This window comes from Vibrio rhodolitus, assembly GCF_003350325.1.
Classification (GTDB): domain Bacteria; phylum Pseudomonadota; class Gammaproteobacteria; order Enterobacterales; family Vibrionaceae; genus Vibrio; species Vibrio rhodolitus.
In genome coordinates this window covers 228,485-249,568 of the sequence record NZ_QLYZ01000001.1, presented here as the reverse complement: position 1 = coordinate 249,568, position 21,084 = coordinate 228,485, and the positions used below count along the sequence as shown (strand labels likewise).

At 44.8% G+C, this 21,084-nt stretch carries 21 protein-coding genes; 9 read left to right on the top strand and 12 right to left on the bottom strand.

From position 1 onward, the window contains the following. Positions 1-3: 3 nt before the first annotated feature. The 5 genes from DPF93_RS01105 to DPF93_RS01085 are packed head-to-tail and all read right to left on the bottom strand — an operon-like array spanning position 4 to position 3,576. Complete coding sequence (locus DPF93_RS01105) at positions 4-621, bottom strand: histidine phosphatase family protein (RefSeq protein WP_114764374.1); 618 nt, start codon at positions 619-621, stop codon at positions 4-6. A gap of 3 nt (positions 622-624) precedes the next feature. Further along, complete coding sequence (gene cobU, locus DPF93_RS01100) at positions 625-1,152, bottom strand: bifunctional adenosylcobinamide kinase/adenosylcobinamide-phosphate guanylyltransferase (protein WP_114764373.1); 528 nt, start codon at positions 1,150-1,152, stop codon at positions 625-627. A 2-nt stretch (positions 1,153-1,154) separates the two neighbouring features. After that, entirely contained in the window at positions 1,155-1,928 is a 774-nt protein-coding gene (locus tag DPF93_RS01095) for an adenosylcobinamide-GDP ribazoletransferase (RefSeq protein WP_114764372.1), read from the bottom strand. Beyond that, on the bottom strand, positions 1,928-2,956 hold the full coding sequence (cobT, locus tag DPF93_RS01090; RefSeq protein ID WP_114764371.1) for a nicotinate-nucleotide--dimethylbenzimidazole phosphoribosyltransferase: 1,029 nt from the start codon (positions 2,954-2,956) through the stop codon (positions 1,928-1,930). Before cobT ends, DPF93_RS01095 begins: the two co-directional genes overlap by 1 nt. A gap of 8 nt (positions 2,957-2,964) precedes the next feature. Next, positions 2,965-3,576, bottom strand: coding sequence for a flavin reductase family protein (locus tag DPF93_RS01085; RefSeq protein ID WP_114764370.1), 612 nt, complete (start codon positions 3,574-3,576; stop codon positions 2,965-2,967). 316 nt (positions 3,577-3,892) lie between these two features. Between DPF93_RS01085 and DPF93_RS01080 the strand changes: the two genes are divergently transcribed. Together DPF93_RS01080 and DPF93_RS01075 are read left to right on the top strand one after the other, a co-directional pair. Further along, positions 3,893-4,570, top strand: coding sequence for an NAD(P)H-binding protein (locus DPF93_RS01080; protein WP_244204652.1), 678 nt, complete (start codon positions 3,893-3,895; stop codon positions 4,568-4,570). Positions 4,571-4,766: 196 nt separating this feature from the next. Further along, entirely contained in the window at positions 4,767-6,137 is a 1,371-nt protein-coding gene (locus tag DPF93_RS01075; RefSeq protein ID WP_114764368.1) for an L-cystine transporter, read from the top strand. A 64-nt stretch (positions 6,138-6,201) separates the two neighbouring features. Here the strand turns inward: DPF93_RS01075 and DPF93_RS01070 are convergent, their stop codons facing one another. Further along, entirely contained in the window at positions 6,202-7,518 is a 1,317-nt protein-coding gene (locus DPF93_RS01070) for a GGDEF domain-containing protein (protein WP_114764367.1), read from the bottom strand. Positions 7,519-7,977: 459 nt separating this feature from the next. Here DPF93_RS01070 and cspE point away from each other — a divergent pair, with 459 nt between their 5' ends. Beyond that, on the top strand, positions 7,978-8,190 hold the full coding sequence (gene cspE / locus DPF93_RS01065) for a transcription antiterminator/RNA stability regulator CspE (protein WP_114764366.1): 213 nt from the start codon (positions 7,978-7,980) through the stop codon (positions 8,188-8,190). 385 nt (positions 8,191-8,575) lie between these two features. Further along, positions 8,576-9,733, top strand: a complete 1,158-nt coding sequence (locus DPF93_RS01060; protein WP_114764365.1) for an HD-GYP domain-containing protein — start codon at positions 8,576-8,578, stop codon at positions 9,731-9,733. A 61-nt stretch (positions 9,734-9,794) separates the two neighbouring features. Here the strand turns inward: DPF93_RS01060 and DPF93_RS01055 are convergent, their stop codons facing one another. Further along, entirely contained in the window at positions 9,795-10,013 is a 219-nt protein-coding gene (locus tag DPF93_RS01055) for a DUF6500 family protein (protein WP_114764364.1), read from the bottom strand. Between the two features lie 199 nt (positions 10,014-10,212). Here DPF93_RS01055 and sbcB point away from each other — a divergent pair, with 199 nt between their 5' ends. The 4 genes from sbcB (at position 10,213) to cdd (ending at position 13,810) form a co-directional block, all read left to right on the top strand. Further along, positions 10,213-11,637, top strand: a complete 1,425-nt coding sequence (gene sbcB, locus DPF93_RS01050; protein WP_114764363.1) for an exodeoxyribonuclease I — start codon at positions 10,213-10,215, stop codon at positions 11,635-11,637. 43 nt (positions 11,638-11,680) lie between these two features. Beyond that, positions 11,681-12,046, top strand: a complete 366-nt coding sequence (locus tag DPF93_RS01045; protein ID WP_114764362.1) for a CidA/LrgA family protein — start codon at positions 11,681-11,683, stop codon at positions 12,044-12,046. Beyond that, the gene (locus DPF93_RS01040) at positions 12,046-12,723 is read left to right on the top strand and encodes a CidB/LrgB family autolysis modulator (protein WP_114764361.1); all 678 of its coding nucleotides are present in this window, start codon (positions 12,046-12,048) and stop codon (positions 12,721-12,723) included. Before DPF93_RS01045 ends, DPF93_RS01040 begins: the two co-directional genes overlap by 1 nt. A 199-nt stretch (positions 12,724-12,922) precedes the next feature. Further along, positions 12,923-13,810, top strand: a complete 888-nt coding sequence (cdd, locus tag DPF93_RS01035; RefSeq protein WP_114764360.1) for a cytidine deaminase — start codon at positions 12,923-12,925, stop codon at positions 13,808-13,810. Positions 13,811-13,879: 69 nt separating this feature from the next. On the opposite strand, the gene DPF93_RS01030 is transcribed toward cdd, so the two are convergent. From DPF93_RS01030 to DPF93_RS01015, 4 genes are all read right to left on the bottom strand, one after another. Then, positions 13,880-15,091, bottom strand: a complete 1,212-nt coding sequence (locus DPF93_RS01030) for a cyclic di-GMP phosphodiesterase (protein WP_114764359.1) — start codon at positions 15,089-15,091, stop codon at positions 13,880-13,882. A 232-nt stretch (positions 15,092-15,323) separates the two neighbouring features. Continuing rightward, a complete protein-coding gene (locus DPF93_RS01025; RefSeq protein ID WP_114764358.1) occupies positions 15,324-15,797 on the bottom strand; it encodes a response regulator in 474 nt (157 codons plus the stop codon). A gap of 1 nt (position 15,798) precedes the next feature. Next, positions 15,799-17,121, bottom strand: coding sequence for an ATP-binding protein (locus DPF93_RS01020; RefSeq protein WP_114764357.1), 1,323 nt, complete (start codon positions 17,119-17,121; stop codon positions 15,799-15,801). Between the two features lie 3 nt (positions 17,122-17,124). Further along, the gene (locus tag DPF93_RS01015; RefSeq protein ID WP_114764356.1) at positions 17,125-18,543 is read right to left on the bottom strand and encodes an SLC13 family permease; all 1,419 of its coding nucleotides are present in this window, start codon (positions 18,541-18,543) and stop codon (positions 17,125-17,127) included. 243 nt (positions 18,544-18,786) lie between these two features. On the opposite strand from DPF93_RS01015, the gene purT reads away from it, so the two are divergent. Further along, positions 18,787-19,962, top strand: a complete 1,176-nt coding sequence (gene purT / locus DPF93_RS01010) for a formate-dependent phosphoribosylglycinamide formyltransferase (protein ID WP_114764355.1) — start codon at positions 18,787-18,789, stop codon at positions 19,960-19,962. 116 nt (positions 19,963-20,078) lie between these two features. Here the strand turns inward: purT and DPF93_RS01005 are convergent, their stop codons facing one another. Then, entirely contained in the window at positions 20,079-20,726 is a 648-nt protein-coding gene (locus DPF93_RS01005) for a thiopurine S-methyltransferase (protein WP_114764354.1), read from the bottom strand. Positions 20,727-21,084 lie beyond the last annotated feature (358 nt).

Below are 21,084 nucleotides of genomic sequence, written 5' to 3'. Positions count from 1 at the left end.
GGCTTAGATGGTTTCCAGCGGTGTGCCAATTGCGCACACTTGCGGATAAATAGTATCTAACTGAGTAATTTTAATATGGGTAAGTGATTGATTGCCAATCTGCAATACTGAAAATAGTTTCGCGTCAGCCCAGTTCAATCCTAATACATACGCGAGAATCATGCGAATCGTCCCCCCGTGGCAGATTAGCAGAGTATCGCCCTCAGCTTTCTCAACTAAAGTTTGCCACGCAGTTGAGATACGCTGATAAAACTGCGCCAATGGCTCTGCCTCTGGCAGAGGATGTTGCGCCGGATTTTGCCAAAATGCTTCAAGTAACGGCCATTGTTCCTGCAACTCTTCAAACGCAACACCGTCAAACTGGCCAAAATCTATTTCTTGAAAGCCCGGATTGGTTTGCACAGCTAAATCGGAGCAACGTTGGCTAACAAGATCTGCCAAATCCGCGCAACGTTTCAGTGGCGAAGTAACAACAAACTTGATATTCAGATCTTGCTTCAACAGCGCTTGGCATATTGCCTGCTGTTTTTCCGGTGCAACGCGCACGTCTGTTCGACCATAGAGCGCAGGCTCACCATTTACTTTGCCATGACGAAGTAGGTAAAAGTTGACTGTTCGCATCACTTAACCTTTTAAGCTCAGTGGAAGACCCGCTGCCACGAAGGTAACGCGATCGGCTATTTTTGCCAGCGCTTGATTCATCCACCCCGCATGGTCGACAAATAGTCGCGACACTTCTCCCATCGGCACAACGCCAAGCCCCACTTCATTGGAAACAAGAATCACCTCCGCAGCGCAATGTTGCAATGCTTCGATAAGCGCCTCAACGCGCAGATTGATCGCTTGCTCTGATGCGGTCTCACCACCTTCAAAAATGACGTTGCTCATCCAAAGCGTTAGACAGTCAATAAGCACCACATCTTTGTCAGACAAGCGAGCAAGTGCCGCACTCAATTCAAGCGGAACTTCGTGCAATTGCCAATGCTCATCACGTCTTGCTTGGTGATGGGCTATACGCTGCGCCATCTCATCATCGGTGACTGTCGCAGTTGCAATATAATGGCGAAAAGGCTTGTCACTCCCAAGAGCCAACGACTCAGCGTAGCTTGATTTACCTGAGCGTGCTCCGCCTAAGATAAGATGAATTGTCATAGTTAGTTAATCAACCAAGCGAGAATAATCAGGTAACTTATTAGTTCGAACAATTGCTGCGCAGCGCCTAAGCAATCACCAGTAAAACCGCCAATGCGCTTGATTAGCCAAGTTTTAAATGCGCTGCGAAAAACGATGGCAAAGAGTAATAGCATCACTGCTAACCCCGTTGGCATCAGTAAACTTACTACTACGGCAGTGGCAATCAGCACCGCGAGATCGCCTTTGGTTTGGCGGTTCGCAAGCGGCTTACTCTTGCTGCTGTCTAAGTCGCTAACATACGGCATATCGTAGATAAGTGATGCCGCCACACAGCGGCTCAATGTGTAAGCTACTACCAACACAGCAAGCATCTGCGTAACAGAAGCAAGTTCAGTTAAAAGTACATACTTGGCAAGTAGCGCCATTACCAAAGTCGCAGCGCCATAAGTGCCAATACGGCTATCTTTCATAATGGTTAAGCGACGCTCAAGCGTCATTCCACCACCTATTCCATCCGCCATATCGGTTAAACCATCTTCGTGAAATGCCCCAGTCAAGAGCAAGCTAAAGACCATGGTTAATATCACTGACACAGAGACGGGAAATAGCAAAGAGAAAAGAGAAAAAGAGCCTGCACACGCAAGCCCTAGAAGAAAACCAACCAAGCCAAAGTAACGTCCAGCTTGGTTCATCCGCTCTTCACTATAAGGGGTATTCTTAGGGATTGGCACGCGAGAGAAAAAACCTAACGCGAGCCAAAACAGTTCGAGTTGATATTGCGCGGACTTACGCATTACATCTCTACTCCAGCATCTTCAAAACTAGCCATGTTATTGTAAAACTCAGCGGCTGCCTTTAATAGCGGTACAGCCAAAACGGCGCCCGTTCCTTCTCCAAGGCGAAGCGAGAGATCAAACAGCGGTGTTGCGGCTAGTTCTTGCAGCATAAATTTATGACCGGACTCATGAGACTGATGAGCAAAAATCATATATTCGCGACAACTTGGGTCAATTTTAGTTGCAACATAGGCAGCAGCGGTTGCAATAAAGCCATCTACGATGACCGGCGTGTTGTATTTAGCTGCTCCAAGATACGCACCCACCATTTGCGCGATTTCAAAACCGCCCACTTGACGCAAGATCTCCTGAGCGTTGTGACCACGGCAACGATTAACGCCAAGTTGCACTAGTTGGCGTTTCTTGCGTAACTGCTGATCGTTAATTCCTGTACCAAGACCAACACATTTTTCCACACTACGACGTGACAATGCCGCTAAAATCGCTGCCGCACTGCTGGTGTTACCAATGCCCATCTCACCAAACATAATCAGGTTCGAACCTGCATCAACCGTTTGTTTTACGATCTTCTCACCTAGAGACAGACCTTGCTCAACCTGTTCTTTTGTCATTGCTGGCTTTTGCGCAAAGCTCTCGGTCGAATCGCCAAGGCGCTGGACAATTAACTGGCTAGAGTCTGATTTAATCGCTTGTAAGATGCCGCAATCAATAACTTTGATATCGACTTTGTTTACCTTGCAAAAGCAGTTTATCGCTGCGCCGCCAGCAAGGAAGTTGTACACCATTTGCTGAGTCACTTCTTGCGGGGCAATGCTGACCCCTTCACGAGCGATTCCATGATCGCCGGCAAAGACTAAAACGGCAGGTTTATTTAGCTTAATTTCGGTGACAGCATCACTTTTGCCTTGGCTTTGAATCAGTGCCAATTTGTGGGCAATGTGCTCAAGTTTGCCAAGCGATCCCAGAGGTTTAGTTTTTTGATTGATACGGTGCCAGATCGCTTCTGAATATTTTTTCTCTAACATGCTACTACTTACTTCGGTCTTGCTACGGAAAAGGTTTTGTCGAGCATGGCGTAATCAGAGCCACCTAGTCGACACAGAGGGTTAACTGCCATGGCGTTAACTTGCAATCGATCGTCGCGGGCATCTATCACTTGCGGATCGACATAGACTTGTTCAATTTCTGCAAAGACAAGTCTTTGCGGCGCATCACCAATCTCTTTCACTTCATACAAAGTACAGGCAAAAGCGATAGGACAACCTGCCACTCTTGGCAACGTAAAGCCATCCATTGGTTCCAAGCTAAGCTGTGCCGCTTCTACTTCAGAATCGCCATGAGGCAATGTCGCAGAGGTTTGAGTGACTTGCTCTGCAAAATCGACATTCGCGATATGGATAACCATCTTGCCCGTTTCTAAGACATTGCGCACTGTATCTTTCATCTCTCCTGTAGGTTTGTTGCCTACCGAGAACATCAATAATGGTGGATTACTCGACACTGCGGTGAAATAAGAAAAAGGAGCAAGGTTAAAGCTCTCTTTTGCTGATTCCGTCAATACCCATGCAACCGGTCTGGGTACAATGGTTTGCGTCATTAGATGATACGCTTGCGTTGGGGCAAGTGTACTCATTTTTATATTCATAAACTTCCTTGTGTTGAGATATTTAATCACTCTCCTTGAACGCTATAAGCCACTGAGTGCATTGATATATATGGTTCAAAAGTTTAGATTTGCCAAGAGTGTACCCCTAGTTCAAGTTGCTTTTCTAGTAACACTTCTCAGTTCGTGCTCTAACTGAATAAATATTGCAGTTTTATTGATCTTAGTAATGCTTAACTCACTGGAATGAGATCGTGTTGGTGTTTTGCTCAACAAAATTGGCTTATTTTGAAAAGAGCGTAGCATGTTACTTGTTAATCTCGGGTTCTAAATCGGCGGCTTTATGGAGGCTCTGGTAATGAAACAGCAAATTGTGATGATCGCGGGTGCCACTGGCTTAGTGGGTACTGAGCTCATCAAGCAACTTTTAGATGAAAATGCCATTGACCATATCTACTCTATCTCCCGTTCACCATTGGTATTCTCTCACCCAAAGCTGCAATCGCTGGTCGACTCGCAACTGAGAGTCCTTGATTGGGATGAGTCCCTGCCCGCCCCTGATAAAGGCTATATTTGTCTCGGCACAACCAAAAAACAGGCAGGTTCAAAGCAGGCACTGGAAGCAGTCGATTACCATCTGGTTTGTGACGTTGCCAAAACAATGAAATTAATCGGGGTAAAACACCTTTGTGTCGTTTCAAGTTATGGCGCGAACCCTCGTTCGCTCTCCCACTACTTACGCTGTAAAGGCAAGATGGAGATGGCGCTTGAAAAGATGGGCTTTGAAACGGTCTCTTTCTTTAGACCCGGTCCTTTAGTTGGGCTGCGAGATAAACCGCGCAATGATGAAGCGGTTGTTCAATGGATATTTAAGCTGCTGCGCCCACTGATGATCGGTCGCTTGGCTCGCTTTATCCCTATCCCTGCCGACCTTGTTGCAAGGAGTATGTTGTATACTTCCTTTGCTTCACAATCACGCCCGGTGCAATTTCTTGATAGTGTCGAGATCCGCGCATCGGTCAAAAAATATCAATAGCAGTGGCTCTTTCGACACTTTCTGCACACTTTACAGACAAGCATTTCATTTAAGAACTAAACGTCATAATTCATAGCCTTTTTTTATTTCATTTCGACATGCGAACTGATTAAGTTTGCAATCCACTTATGACCGTGACGCAGATCAAATATTTGTTTCACCTCTGCGCATTAGAAAATAAAAGAAGGTCTTCATTATGTCTTTAGCGGTTTTCGCTTCGCTTGCGATTTTTATCGGTATGCTCTTTATCTTGTACCGTCAGCAAAGCAAACAAGGTCCACTCTCACGTTCGGTATTGTGGGGACTGATCCTGGGTAGTACATTTGGTTTTGCGTTACAGCTGGCTTTTAGCCAACAAAGCCAGATTATTTCGCAAACTCTCGAGTGGGTGGATATCGTCGGTCAGGGGTACGTCAACCTGCTTAAGATGATCATTATGCCTTTGGTTTTGGTCTCAATGATCGCAGCCGTAGTCAAACTCGAAAAAGGTGGCTCACTAGGCAAAATTTCCACGGTAACCATTTCAATCTTGCTTCTCACCACGGCGATTGCGGCATTAATCGGTATCGCGGTTACCACGACACTTGGGCTATCTGCAGAAGGGTTAACCGAAGGTGCACGTGAAACCGCTCGCCTTGCGGATTTGCAATCACGCGCTTCAACAGTCAGCGATTTAAGCATTCCACAAATGCTGCTGAGCTTTATGCCAAGCAACCCTTTCGCCGATCTAACCGGTGCGCGCTCGACATCCATTATCGCAGTCGTGATCTTCGGTGTACTTGTCGGTATCGCTGCTCGCAAAGTGATGCTTGAAAAGCAAGATCTCGAAGCGCCAATCCGCAGCTTTGTTGAAGCGATTCAAGCGGTCGTTATGCGTCTGGTTAAGATGATCATGGCGCTGACACCTTACGGCATCGCGGCATTAATGACCAAGGTTGTAGCATCATCAAGCCCAGCTGACATCATCAAGTTACTTGGCTTTATCGTCGCTTCATACATGGCGATTGGTGCAATGTTCCTCGTACATGCGCTCTTGGTTTCTTTAGTTGGTATCAGCCCGAAAACTTACTTTAGCCGCATTTGGCCAGTGCTTACCTTTGCGTTCTCATCACGAAGCTCGGCAGCAACTATCCCACTAAACGTAGAAGCTCAGATCACCAAACTCGGTGTCCCTCCCGCCATTGCTAACTTATCAGCATCTTTTGGTGCGACCATTGGTCAAAATGGATGTGCGGGTATCTACCCTGCGATGCTGGCAGTGATGGTGGCACCAACCGTAGGCGTCAATCCGCTTGATCTGCACTTTATCGTGTCATTGGTGGCTATCATTACGGTGAGCTCGTTTGGTATCGCGGGCGTTGGCGGCGGCGCAACGTTTGCTGCGTTGATTGTACTCCCGGCTATGGGGTTGCCAGTTACTATCGCAGCGCTATTAATTTCCATTGAACCACTTATCGATATGGCAAGAACCGCCCTGAATGTTTCAGGTTCAATGACTGCTGGCACGCTAACTAGCCGCATCCTACAAAATAAAGACAAGGTAGAACCAAGCACCGAAGCGGCTTAGCTAAAGCTAGGTGGTCAACACTGCCCTTTCTTAACGTCAATAAAGCCAGCCTAGCTGGCTTTATTTATTCGGTGCAAACCTGATTTCGCCCTTGATTCTTGGCGCTATACAAACGTGTGTCAGCTAGTTTTATCGCCTGAGCAAGGTTACAAGATAAAGGGCAAACACCTGCAGAAACGGTCACCTTAGGCTGGCTATCAATCGTTTCAATATCACGACGTATACGCTCAAAAATGCGTTTTGCTACATCTGTTGAGTCGGTTTTTATCACCACCAAAAACTCCTCTCCTCCCATGCGAAAAGCATAGTCACTAAATCGGATGCGACTGCGTATCACACCTGCGACACGTTTGATGACCTGATCGCCAATATCATGCCCAAACTTATCGTTCACCGACTTAAAATGGTCAATGTCGAAGATGCCGACATAATACTGATTCGGATTGAGTGAGCTATTCAGCAGCTTGTTTAAGTAGTGTCGATTATGTAGCCCAGAAAGCTCGTCAACATAGGTGATCTTACTTAACTCTTGTTTGTCTCGGCGTGTTTTATACAGAAAGTAACTTACCCCTATGGTTAAGGCAGATAGCACCATTACCAAGTATATGTAACGTGGAATAAGTTCATCATCAGCCACCAGCTTAATTAAATAAGTAGTCTGATTGTTGACCGATATACTGCGCCGGTATACGCCAGTATAATCGCCGACTTCAATTTTCCCTGACGCTCTTTGTATCCGTTCAATTTGCTCTACCAGCCCACTGTATTGCATTGGCAGCGATTCAAACGCATTAATACCGGGCTTTGTGCTGGAATAGACATAACCATCACTACTGAGCATCACCATATTGTCACGCATGTTTTCAGAAAATTTGCTGAGGTTAACTTCAATCACCAAATAGCCAACTAAGTGGTCAGCATCAAAAATAGGTGCGATTTCGGTAAACAAGTCGAGGTCAGGGCGAAATACACTCTGGGTCATATCTCGGTTGGAAAGGTTGTGGTAGAACTCATTGTAAAATTGGATATGTTGTGAGTAGCGAAAACGCTTTGCCGGCTGAGTCGAAACGATCGTAATCGAGGAAAGTAAACTCTGCTCTTGCATCAAATGAGCAACGGTGTCGGTAAACAAGTGCGGGTTAGTAAAGTAGTGCTTTGCTATGGTCGAATCTGACAAGGAGAGATAGCTGCTCACCAAACTCTTTCTCAGTTTGTACGTCTCTTCTACTACATAAAGCTGTTTAGCAAGGGTGTCGACGCGCTCGTTTTTAATCATTCCAATCGGCGTGTTGACCGCAAAAACAACCACCAACATCAGTAGTAAACTTCGAATTTCTACCGTCGCTGATGAAGTTGACACCTTGGTGTAATGTAAAGCCATAGCTAACCGCAATTTCCTTGTTACACAACACTGATTCCCTAATACTTGTTTCACTTATGCAACAAGTGTGTAAGAAACAGTCTCCCATAACACTCTGTTTTATTGGGTTAATTTTTTATTACAACTATACTCGTGCAAACACTAGCTATCTTACTAGCTCATCAATTCACATAATAACGGATTGATTTTTAGTCAAAAAACTCGACTAAAGGTGACAGAACATACGATTTTGGTAAGAAAACCAAGAAAGTGAAAAATAACGTTTGTTATTCTTGCTGTTGAGTGTATAGTGTTCGCGGCTCATCGGATACGAGCTATTTATAAAGATTTAGAAAAAGTGTTCTCTCAGTCATCTTTCGATACCTATCGTTTAGCTCCTGCGATTGCTTATCTAGAAAATCAATACAATAGCTTTTGCCATCAGCTTTTATACATTACAAATTTATATAGGTATCTATCATGTCTAACAAAATGACTGGTTCAGTAAAATGGTTCAACGAAACTAAAGGTTTTGGTTTCATTTCTCAAGACAACGGCGGCGCAGACGTATTCGTTCACTTCCGTTCAATCGTTTCTGAAGGCTTCAAAACTCTTTCTGAAGGCCAAAAAGTTAGCTTCGAAGTAGAACAAGGCCAAAAAGGTCCTCAAGCTGCTAACGTTGTAGCTCTATAATTTAGTTTATCCGTAACACAGTTTGGGATTACCCATCTGTTAACGTATAAATATAAAAAGCGACCATTGGTCGCTTTTTTTGTACCTCTCGATTCGCGACTTCCTCATATTCCCCCTACCCTCATCGTTGTTTCGTTATCTGCACGAAAGTACTTCAAACTTCTGTCATGCCAAAAAATCGACTAATTTCATGTCGATGTAACACTTTTAAACCTATCAATTGCAACAATATTGACCAGTATATTTAACATAGCTAGAGTAATAACCATATAAAAAACACTGATAAAGGCTATTGCAGTGCAGTAGGTTGCGAACCCGAATGTTTAGCACCCGACGCTCTGCCTTTTTGACTTAAGCCAAAGCAATCATCGCTCCGGAGCCATCGATGCTGGATTTTCATAAGTTAGATTTAATCGCGAATAGAAATAAAAAGTTTACCTCCCTAACCAAAGATATCTTTGAGTACGTTAGAACAAGTTACCCATGTTTGGGTCGCGTCTCTTTGGTGGTCATTGATGGCAACAGCTTGTCGACTTACCACACAGAAGATATCACTAGAGATGAAATTCCACTCGAATTTGAAGAGATCGCGATTCGCCAAGGTTCTAGTATCGACCAAATTATTTCGCAATCTCAGTACCGCATTATCGATAACTTAAACAAACTACCGGAAACCCGCCATATTCAGATGCTCAAAGAGTCGGGTTACCTCAGCAGCCTTGCTTACCCAGTGGTGCATCGCGATAAGGTGATAGGCATTGTCTTTTTTAACTCAAAAACTCCTAACCTATTTCAAAGTGAACAAGTAAAGAAAGATTTCTTTTATGTCGCACATATCATCGCGACCTTGAAGATTATGGTTTTTGAACGCCAGAGCCACTTTAATAAGCTGCTGACCATCGCCTTGAAAATCGGACATGAACGCGATCCGGAAACCGCTCAGCATTTGGTGCGCATTGGTCGCTACAGTGAAGCTTTAGCAAGGTTACTGACTCGATATAAACCAGAGATCACCACTCAGTTTATTCATCGGATTAAGTGCTACGCTCCCTTCCACGATATTGGCAAGTACCGGATTCCAGATGAAATCTTATTCAGCACAAACACATTTACACCACAAGAAAGAGCGGTGATGAATCAGCACACCATTTATGGCGAAGAAATCATTACTAATGTCGTCAGCATGGCAGACCTCACCAATATTCCTTCCGAGGAAGTGACCTTCCTAAAAAATATTATTCGCCATCATCATGAAGCATTCGACGGCACAGGTCATCCGGATGGGCTAGCACACGCTCATATCCCATTAGAAGCACGTATCGTCACCCTTGCTGATGTTTTTGATGCTCTTCTGACAAAACGCCCTTATAAGGAGCCGTGGAGCGTAGAGGAAGTTGTGAGCTTTATTAAACAAAAGTCTGGCTCACTGTTTGATCCACTTTGTGTTGAGGTACTACTCAACAATCTCGATGAGATGATGCATATTCGCCAAACCTTTGCCGATGAGCCAAGCGAAGAGCATAAACTGGCAATGACAGTATAACCACCAGCGTGAACAAAACTCAGCTAGCGCTTAGCAATCGAACAAAGTATCGCTAAGCGCCTTAACGCCCAGCTTCAACCATTTGGACAATTTTTATTGCCTTCTCAAAGTGGTCAAGTTGGTGAGTTTCAATCCACCAGGTAGCGGCTTCCATTAGTAGCTCCGGGTTGTCATTCTTATTAGCAAAAAACGCATAAAACGATACGCCAACGTTGTCGCCTTTTTGCGCAATCTTTTTATTACAGACCGTAATTATCTTGGCGCGCAGGGAATTTCGCATCAAAACCTCTCCATGTGTTGTTTTACGTTCACAAGGTATCAGTTTTTACCATAACTGTATATGTGTACAGTTATGGTATTTTGGGGCACTTAGTCTCTTTGAAGGTGTGAAATTTAGGCTATTGATGCTTCCCCGCATTGCTTAGTAAAGGTTGCAGTGTTCTAATAGCTAACTAGTTTTCATGTATTTGGAATAATCAATGCAACAAGAGCACCAGCCTACGTTTTTCTTTTTTGACTATGAAACGTGGGGCACTAGCCCAGCCAAAGACCGCCCAAGCCAGTTTGCTGGTGTGCGCACCGATATGGACTTCAACATTATTGGCGAGCCTCTTGTTATCTATTGTCAGCCACCATCTGACTATTTACCTTCGCCAGAAGCGGCGTTAATTACCGGGATTACTCCGCAGCTTGCAGCGAGCAAAGGCTTACCAGAGCCTGAATTTATTGCCCAAATTCATCAGCAGCTTGCAACGCCTAATACTATTAGCCTTGGTTACAACAGTATCCGTTTTGACGATGAAGTGACGCGTTACACTTGTTACCGCAATTTTATCGATCCATATGCGTGGAGTTGGCAAAACGGTAACTCACGCTGGGATCTGCTTGATTTAATGCGTGCATGTTATGCGCTTCGACCTGAAGGCATTGAATGGCCAGAAAACGACGAAGGCTACATCAGTTTCAAGCTTGAACATCTGTCAGTGAAAAATGGCATTGAGCACAGTAATGCGCACGATGCGATGGCAGATGTTATTGCAACCATTGAAATGGCAAAAAAAGTTAAAGCGGCGCAGCCAAAGCTCTTTGATTACTTCTTAAATATGCGTCATAAACGCAAGCTCAATGAACTGATTGATATTGTTAATATGACACCACTTATGCATGTTTCAGGCATGCTAGGTAAAGAGTGTCATTACACCAGTTGGATTGTGCCTGTCGCTTGGCACCCTACCAATCAAAACGCGGTTATTGTGGTGGATCTAGCCAAAGATCCTCAAGCGATCTTGGAGCTGGATGCAGATACACTGCGCGAGCGCCTTTACACCAAACACTCGGACCTAGCAGAAGATGAGCTGCCTGTACCGGTTAAGCTGGTTCACATCAACAAGTGCCCGATTTTAGCGCCAGCAAAAACGCTTACGGCAGAAAACGCCGCCAAGATTGGTATTGATCGTGAACAGTGCCTGCAGAACCTACAAATTCTCCGTCAACATCCGGAGATCAGAGAAAAGCTAATTGGTGTCTTTGGTGTTGAGCGTGAGTTTGAAAACAACCAAGATGTTGATTGCCAACTGTATGATAATTTCTTCTCGCCAGCAGACCGCGCAGCGATGGATATTGTTCGCCAAACTCCGCCAGAGCAACTTGCCGACCTTGATATCAGCTTTAATGACTCTCGTATCGAACCTTTGCTCTTCCGCTATCGTGCGCGTAATTTCCCATGGACATTGAGCGAACAAGAACAACAGCGTTGGATGAACCATTCTCGTGACTACTTCCAAAGTCGCATAGACGACTACATGCTAAATCTTGAAAACTTAGTTCACGAACATGAGAGTGATACTAAGAAAATAGCACTATTAAAATCTGTCTATCAATATGTCGAGAAACTGGTCTCTTAAGCATGAGATAGCACTCGGCGTTTTTCGCTAATGGCGCAGTACAATGGCTAACAACTTACTTAAATACGCAGTCTCAATGGGGTTGATTTTGATCTGCCTCTGGGCTGGCGTAAATATTCAAAACCTTCTCGGTACTTCTATTCCCGGCAGTATCATCGGCATGCTGATCCTGTTTGGTTTAATGGCAAGCGGACTGGTCTCTGGCGATTGGGTCAAACCCAGCGCAACCTTGCTGATCCGTTACATGATTTTGCTGTTTGTCCCAATCAGTGTTGGTTTGATGGATCATTTCGACACCCTGATCAGCAACGCATTACCCATCCTCGCCGCTGCTGTGGGTGGTACCTTTGTGGTATTGGTCGCATTGGGTTTGCTGCTTGACCGATTATTGAAGCGAGGTAATAAGTAATGTGGATGCTCGCTACCATTGTGGCTTTCTTTATAGCACGCGCCATCAGCCGCAAGTTAAATACCCCGATCATGAACCCTTTGTTAATCTCAATCGGTATCCTGATCCCAATACTGACCTATTTCAAAGTCCCCTTTGAAACCTACTATGCGGAAAATGCGTGGTTAAGTTTTGCATTGCAACCTGCAGTCGTGGCGCTTGCTTATCCTCTGTATGAACAATTGCCACAAATTAAGTCTAATTGGCGCATTGTGATGCTTGCTTGTAGCGTGGGCAGTGTGATGTCGATGTTGACCAGTACACTTATCGCGGTTGCGCTGCATACAGACTTATCGTTGATTGCTAGCTTACTAGGTAAATCAGTGACTACCCCTATCGCGATGGAAGTTTCACGTAACCTAGGTGGTGAACCCGCAATTGCGGCAATCTTAGTGCTGTTAGTCGGTTTGTTTGGCGCAATACTCGCCTACCCGATTTACAACATGCTGAACATTACTCACCCTGTGGCTCGCGGTCTGACTATGGGGACCGTTTCTCACGCTTTGGGCACCGCAACTTGTGTTGAGAAAAATGCTGAGGATGGCGCGTTTAGTTCATTAGCTTTAGTACTTTGCGGCGTTATTACATCAATCATCGCTCCAAGTTTCTTCGCTTTTGCGCTGTGGCTCAATGCATAGGTGATAAATTCACCAACTGAACCTCTCGAGGTTACACAATCTGTGTGACCTCACTCTAACTATGTAATAATGTAATCTATTGCATTTTATATAATGATCTTCGTCACAGTTAATTCCTTAGACCATCATAGAATGTAAATTCAAAGACAACGATAGCTCACTCTCAAACTATCGCGTACGAATTACTGAAGGATTTCTTATGAGAAGCCGTATCGAGCAGGCACTACAAAACCTACCGTCCGACGTTGCCAATTATCTAAGCCCTATTGTAATGGCAGAAGGCTTTGATGCGACATTAAGCGCTGAGCAATACAACGAGCTTTTACAACTGTCTGGCATGCAAGACGCCGACTTGCGTGTTGCACTACTGCCGTTAGCCGCTGCTTATTCATACGCGCCTATTTCAAACTTCTATGTTGGTGCAATCGTGCGCGGCTTAACAGGTCGCCTATACTTTGGTGCAAACCTTGAGCTATCAGGTGCACAGCTTGGACAAACGGTTCATGCTGAACAGTCAGCGATCAGTCACGCGTGGATGAAAGGTGAACAAGGTCTTTCTGATATCACGATTAACTTCAGCCCTTGCGGTCACTGCCGCCAGTTTATGAATGAGCTAACCACAGCAGACAAACTGATCGTGCAGCTTCCTGAACGTGATGAAATGACGCTGCAACAATATCTGCCAGAATCATTTGGCCCGGCAGATCTTGGCATTGAATCGGGCTTAATGTCGACCGTTGACCACGGTAAAACCACCGACGATCAAGATGAACTGGTGAAATCAGCGCTAGCGGCACTAAATCGCAGCCATGCGCCATACACCAAGAACTTAAGTGGTGTGGCACTTAAGCTAAAAAGTGGCAACGTATATCTTGGCGGTTATGCAGAAAACGCAGCCTTCAACCCAAGCTTACCTCCACTGCAAGTGGCGCTGTGCCAAATTCGCCTTGCGGGCAAAGAATTTGATGCTATCGAATCAGCAGCTCTGGTTGAGATGCGTGATGGCAGTATCAGTCACCTAGCGGATACCCAAGCAACGCTTGAAGTGATCAACCCTGATATTCCGCTGACCTATTTGGCGGTTTAACAACGTTGGCGTTGTAGTAACGCTAACCTCTGGTGATTAAAAAGGCGCCAATGGCGCCTTTGTTATTCGTTACAAATCAAAAAATGGGGTTGGGTCAATTTCCAAATTATGCGGTGCGATTGCTTTATCAATTTTCAGCGCGCTATGTTTTAAATCCACGTAACTCACTTCAACATAGCGTTTGTATTTACGTGAATAGAAACACTTCACCTCGGGTTTAAGTGGCTCGTCTTGGTTCGATGACCAAACAATTCCCACCCGTCCATCACTAAGCTCAACAATTGAACCCACTGGATAAACACCAATACAGTTAATAAACTTATAAACCAGATCTTTATCTAAGTGATGCCCTGCTAGACTTAGCAAAATCTTAAATGCCTCAGCAGAGCTCATGCCACGTTTGTAACAACGATCTGCCGTCAAAGCATCATAGATATCGACAATGCTGCTCATTCTGCCATGCACAGGTAACTGCTGAGCGGTTAATCCTGAAGGATAGCCAGAACCATCCAACTTCTCATGGTGCATAAGGCACACATCGCGCGATACGTCACTGAGCCCTTTCACATTAGTGATGATTTGCTTTGCATACACCTGGTGCAGCTTCATATGCTCAAATTCTTCAGGCGTTAGTTTGGCTGGCTTGTGCAACACCTTATCATCGACTTTGATTTTACCCACATCGTGAATAATGCCACCTATCGCCATTTGTTTGAGCGTCTCTTTAGACAAACCTAAATGCTTGCCAAAGCTGACCAACAAACATGCGACGTTAACCGAGTGCTCAAGGAGATACTTGTCTTTATTGCGTAAAGCTGAAACGCAGTGAAGTGCGTCAGAGTCAACCAAAACCGATTCAATTACATCGTCTGCCCATTGCTCAATTTCATTGACATGGATGACCTTACCTTCAAACGTTTGGTTGATTAGCTTTTGTGCCAGTCCCTTTGCTTCTTGAATGATTTTTGACGCTCGTTTTTGCTGAGCATAGCGACTTTGTGTTTTTGGCTTTACTGTTGATGCGCCGAGCGTGTCTGTTGCGGGAGCAGGAACAGCCCCTTCATCGACCGGTTTAAAAATACATTCTTTGGCTGACAGTGATTGATCAACCCAAGCGTATTTAACACCACTACTTATAAGTTGTTTAAGCGCATTGTTATTAGATACACGCCCTGCATGAGAGAGATTGACGCGCTCACTGTGTTCGATTGCGGTAACAAACATACCGATCGTAAGCGTATCAATAGGAATTTTTATCGAATTTTTTGGATCGTACTGCATCGTGATAACAACTTCACATCCTTAAAGGCTGACGCGATTATATTATGCTTGAATGAGTATTTCCTTAACTCAAGTTTTAATTGCTTTATTTTTGTTCAAACCAAACCAAGTTAACCAATCTAGATCGAAATATTTTATTAAATTTGCCATTTTGATAGGTGTTATATAAACCCGAAATAACCTTAATTATTTTCAGGTTTATATATTCATAGCGTTGAACGTCGCTTTACGCCTATCTCAACCGCTCCAATACAACTTGCTGATCTAAGTATTGATGATATTGTTGATAATCCAAACCCGCATCGAAGATATACTCAGTAGCAAGACGAGTAATCGACTCTACTAATAAATCCGCCTGCCAAGGTTTTTCAAAATATTGATTAATTCCTGCAGTATTAATCGCTTGAATGGTGTCGGTATGCGTCGCTTGACCGGTTAAAAGCACCTTCTTAGTCAGCATAAAACGACGGTCTTTACTCACCTCAGTCAGAAGCTCAACGCCGGTTTTACCCGGCATCACATGGTCAGAGATTAGAACCGCAATAAACTCACCTTCCGCATCAAGTTCATCCATCAACGACAACACTTCATCTGCTGACTCACAATCTTCAATATTTAGCCAAGCGGTCAAAGGGTCTAAATCATGCAATACCGCACTAAGTACCTCTCGCTGGTCGTCGACACAAATAATATTTAGTTTGTCCATGTTAATCCTCGATAGGTAATTTAATTCTAAATATGGTTTGTTGAACATCGCTTTTAACCGCAATACTACCGCCGTAGCCAGCGACGATTCTTCTTACAATTGAAAGACCTAGTCCTAAACCAAACGATAAACCACCTTTTTTAGTGGTGAAATTTGGATCAAATATACGGCGTCTGGTTGCAGGTTCTATTTCTGGTCCATTATTGGTAATCGAAACTAAAATACGATTACGATTAAAACGTGTTTTTACCTCAATTTTCGCACCGTTACTGTCGATCATTGCGTCGCACGCATTTTTGATGATATTCACCCACACTTGCACCAATTCCGTTTGCGAACATTTGTAAAGAGGCATATCTCCGGGGCTGAATCTCACTTCGACAGGGCGTAAATCACTCTGTAATAGTGCTAAAGCGCGGTTAATACTTTCATTGATATCGACCCATTCCAACGTATCGACGTCTGCACGCCCAAGCTGTTTGACCGAACGGACAATACCAACGGTATGCTTTGAAGCTGAGCGTAGATCATGTAAATCACGCCCCATTTTCCAGTACTTGACCGCTTCTTGTGGATTACGTAACCAGTGTGAGGAAACCGTATCACTTGGAATGGCGCGAGCGAGATCTTTAGCGGTCGCTCTATCGATGCCATAACGCTTTTCAAACTCTTTTGCTCTCAAACGAACATCACTTGAGGAACTTTTCTGACCGTAAAGTAAGCCATGATCGAAAAACTGACTCGCCTCCGGATGAAGCTCTTCAAGCAGCGTAACAATGACATTTTCAAGCCGCTCTGATTTACTGCTCACCACACCGATGGCGTTATTTAGTTCGTGGGCAATGCCCGCCGCGAGTTGCCCAAGCGTTGTCATCTGCTCTGCTAAGTTCAGTTTTTGCAGAGCTTTCTCTTTTTCAATCGCCTCTTGAGATGCGCGCCACTGCCGGCGTGACAACTCATTGACAATCACTGGTGTAAACTGCGCCGTGAGCGGTCCAAAGGTTGACTCCTCAACCGCAGGTATATTGCGGTCGATCCACGCCAAACGTGCATCGGTTTTCGCGATAACTGTAGAAGAAGCAATCCACACACCTGAGAAAAAACTATGCACGCCAATAAAGGCACCTTGGCTGGCAGAAAACACTTTCGCCGTATTTTCGCCGTGCTCAGAAACATAACCTTCAAGTTCGCCTTCTAGCACATAGTAGAGGCGCTCATTACGCCCATTTTGTTCCAGTAGTGTCGCACCTGCTTCAACCAGCAGAGTACGCTCTGGCTGGCTAAAGTAACGGTTAATTAAACTGGTTAAATCCGGTTGATACATGCCTTAGCCAATATGCCCCACTGAATGAAGAACCCATACCAAAACGAAACTGAGCGCGACACCCACAATCCCAAGGATGACACCAACTTTAGCCATTTGATTGCTTTCTACATTGCCTGTGGCGTGAGCCAGCGCATTTGGCGGCGTACTGATTGGCAGTGACATCCCCAAAGAAGCGGCGAAGGTAACAACAAGGATAAGCGTTACTTCACCACCTAAAGGCGCCAGTGAAGTCATTGACGCACCTAGCGCTGCCATAATTGGCATCAGCAAGTTTGCCGTTGCGGTGTGTGACATAAAGTTCGCCATCAACAGACACAAGAATGCCGCACCAAAGAGCACCACATAAGGTGAATATTCATCAAACGGAATACTGTGCACGACTAAACTGGCAAGCCCTGTCTTGTCGAGTGCCAAACCTAATGCGATACCACCAGAGACGAGCCATAAAACATCCCAAGAGATCTTCTTTAAATCTTCTTTGTTGATAATGCCCGTTAGTGAGAACACCGCAACTGGAATAAGTGCGACAGTGTAAGAGTTCATGCCATGCGCAGAGCCCATCAACCAAAGTAATATGGTTAAGCCAAAGGTGATATACACCACGATCGCTTTTGGTGTTTTAAGGAACTTACCTTTGATCGATAAATCGATGCTCTTTTGTTCTGCGCTAAACAATGCATTAATCAAAAACCACGCAAGTGCCATCATCACAATCACAAACGGCACACCAAACGCCATCCACTCACCAAAAGAGATATAGTTATCGCCTACCAAGTATTTCAGCGCTATCGCGTTAGGCGGTGTACCAATCGGAGTACCAATGCCACCGATATTGGCAGCAACGGGAATACAGAGTGCAAACGCTACGCGCCCTGGGTCTTTAGGACCGAACACAGCAATAACCGGAGTTAAGATCGACAGCATCATTGCCGTGGTGGCCGTGTTTGACATAAACATAGAAAAGACGGCAGTGATCAGCATTAAGCCCAGCATCACGTATTTGGGATCATTGCCAAACGGCTTGAGCAATACGCGAGCTAAGTTGACATCCAAACGGTATTTGGTCGCGGCCATTGCAAGGAAGAAGCCACCCAGAAATAGCATGATGATTGGACTGGCGAAAGTCGCCATAATTTCGTTGTATTTAAGCAATTCGCCGAAATGCGCCTGACCTTGGTCTAGGCGGAAAAAGATCAAGCCTTTATCCGACAGCATCAAAAGCTCAAGTACAATTATCACCACCGACGTGGCATAAATCGGGATAGGTTCAAACACCCAGCATAGGGCTGCCAACAAAAAGATTGCGATAACCCTTTGTTGTAAAATCGTTATTCCTTCAAATGGAAACGCACTTAATGGCATTAAAAGAATCAGCAGTGGGATCACCACTGGTATGATGTATTTCAAATAAGGACGCATTACGCTACTACTCTTCCTGAGATTTCAAATTGTCTTCCGCAATCATCCTCCTGTTTTGCTTGCTAAATTTGGCGTTAGATCAATGAATTCACATTCACAGATCACGCTGTTAAGAAAATGTGCTTCATATCTTACTTTGTAACTATTAGTCAGTTATCACGCCCTTGCGCAAACGTTTGCTTTTTGTCTTTATTCCAGTATGATTCTTCGCAGTTTTCAATGTCTTTAGAGAAAAGGGTGTGTATGTTTGGTACAGCAACTAGTGAAAATTCTACTCGTGTTCTGTTGTTAGGTTCTGGCGAACTCGGCAAAGAAGTCGCGATTGAGTGTCAGCGTCTAGGCTTGGAAGTCATTGCCTGTGACCGTTATGAAAACGCCCCTGCAATGCAAGTCGCACACCGCAGTTACGTATTGGACATGCTCGATGGCGATGCACTAGCAGAAATCATTGCCAAAGAAAAACCAGCTTACGTCGTACCAGAAATCGAAGCCATTGCGACTGGCAAACTGGTAGAGCTCGAAGCTAAAGGACTAAACGTTGTTCCGACAGCGAACGCGACCAAACTGACCATGAACCGTGAAGGCATTCGCCGCCTTGCTGCTGAAGAGTTGAAGTTAACTACCTCCCCTTACCGCTTTGCTGACAACTATCAAGACTTTACTGCGGCTGTAGAAGCGGTTGGCATTCCATGTGTGTGCAAGCCAGTAATGAGTTCATCAGGTAAAGGGCAAAGTGTTATCAAAAGTGCAGACGATGTCGAAAAAGCATGGCAATACGCACAAGAAGGCGGACGTACTGGCGCAGGACGCGTTATCGTTGAGGGCTTTATCGACTTTGATTATGAGATCACTCAGTTGACTGTACGTGCCGTCGATGGCGTGCATTTCTGTGCACCCATTGGTCATCGCCAAGAAGATGGTGACTACCGTGAGTCATGGCAGCCACAAGTGATGTCAGATAAAGCTCTGAGAGCGGCACAAGATGCGGCAGAAAAAGTGGTTAATGCGCTTGGTGGTTATGGCATTTTTGGTGTTGAGCTGTTTGTTAAAGGTGACACTGTCATTTTTAATGAAGTCTCTCCTCGCCCACACGATACTGGTTTGGTTACACTGCTTTCACAAGATATGTCTGAATTTGCGCTGCACGTTCGTGCTTTTACTGGCATGCCGATTTCTGCGATTACCCAATACGGTCCTTGCGCCTCTGCGGTCATTTTAGGGCAAGGCACTTCAAGCAATATTCGTTTTGAAGGCTTGGCTGATGCGTTAAATGCACCACAGACTCAAGTGCGCCTATTCGGAAAGCCTGATATTGATGGTCGCCGCCGACTAGGTGTGGCGATTGCACAGCGCCCTACCACAGAGCAAGCGATCGAAGATGCCATCACTGCGGCAAACAAAGTTAAAATAATTTACTAGACTCACCCTATTATCCTAAGCACTTAGGGTAACGTGAATCTATCAAAAAACGCTTGGCGACTTATCATCACCAAGCGTTTTCTACATTTTTATATATACCGAAAAGTGGTCAGGGATTAACTCTCAATCAAATACACTTCTTCGGCAAATCGACTTAAACCATTGCGTACGATACGTGGGTGGTTTTCATCCCCTTCGTCACGGTAAAGCTTGGTAATTTTGTAATCGGCAAAATGACGACGCACTTCAAGCTCAGGTACAGAGAATGGGGGACCTGCCATTTCCTCTTGTACATAATCTAGTGTGACAAGCAAAATACGCGCACCGGGGTTTAGTAAACTCTTAAGACGGGCAACATAATCATTACGCATCTCTTCCGGTAGCGCCACCAGCGCCGCGCGATCGTAAACAATGTCGACAGGTTTGATCGGCGCGGTGAAGTAGTCACCCACGTAAATCGAGAGCTCATCAAATTGGAACAACTCATGCTGACCATTGATTGGCATCACCATTGGTGTATAGAAATGTTCGGCGAAAAACGCACGTACGGCAATGTTGCTCAGCTCAACGCCCTGCACATCTTCATGCTTGGTTGCAAGCCATACCAAATCTTCTGACTTACCACACAACGGGACAAACACTTTGTCACTGTAGTTCGGCTTAGTCTCTTGCCAATAGTTGATCAGCAGCGGATTCACGTCTTCAAGGTGGAAACCAATCTGGTTGGCAGCCCATTTGTTGTGCCAAAATTCACTGTGAGCCATAAAAGATCCTGTTTCAAAATATAATACTCTTATGGTACATCAAACACGGGCTAGATACATAGGAGGGATAGGTTTACTCCGTCCTTAGCTTTTTAGTTCATTGTATGAATCACATTCATCAGCCCACCTTTCAGACTCGGAAACAGCGGAAAAGCGATCTGAGCATGTTCTAGTTCAATATTAAAGTATTACGCCAAAGACCTCGCCCCTTTGTAAAGAAAGCACACCAACTTGGATCTGTATCAGGGCTATTCTTTAAGAATGGAGCAAACATTGATTTATTCACAGTAAATGATGAAATTTCAGTCAACCCATAAAGCCCCCATGGATGAGCTAAGTTCATGCATTTTTAGGAGTA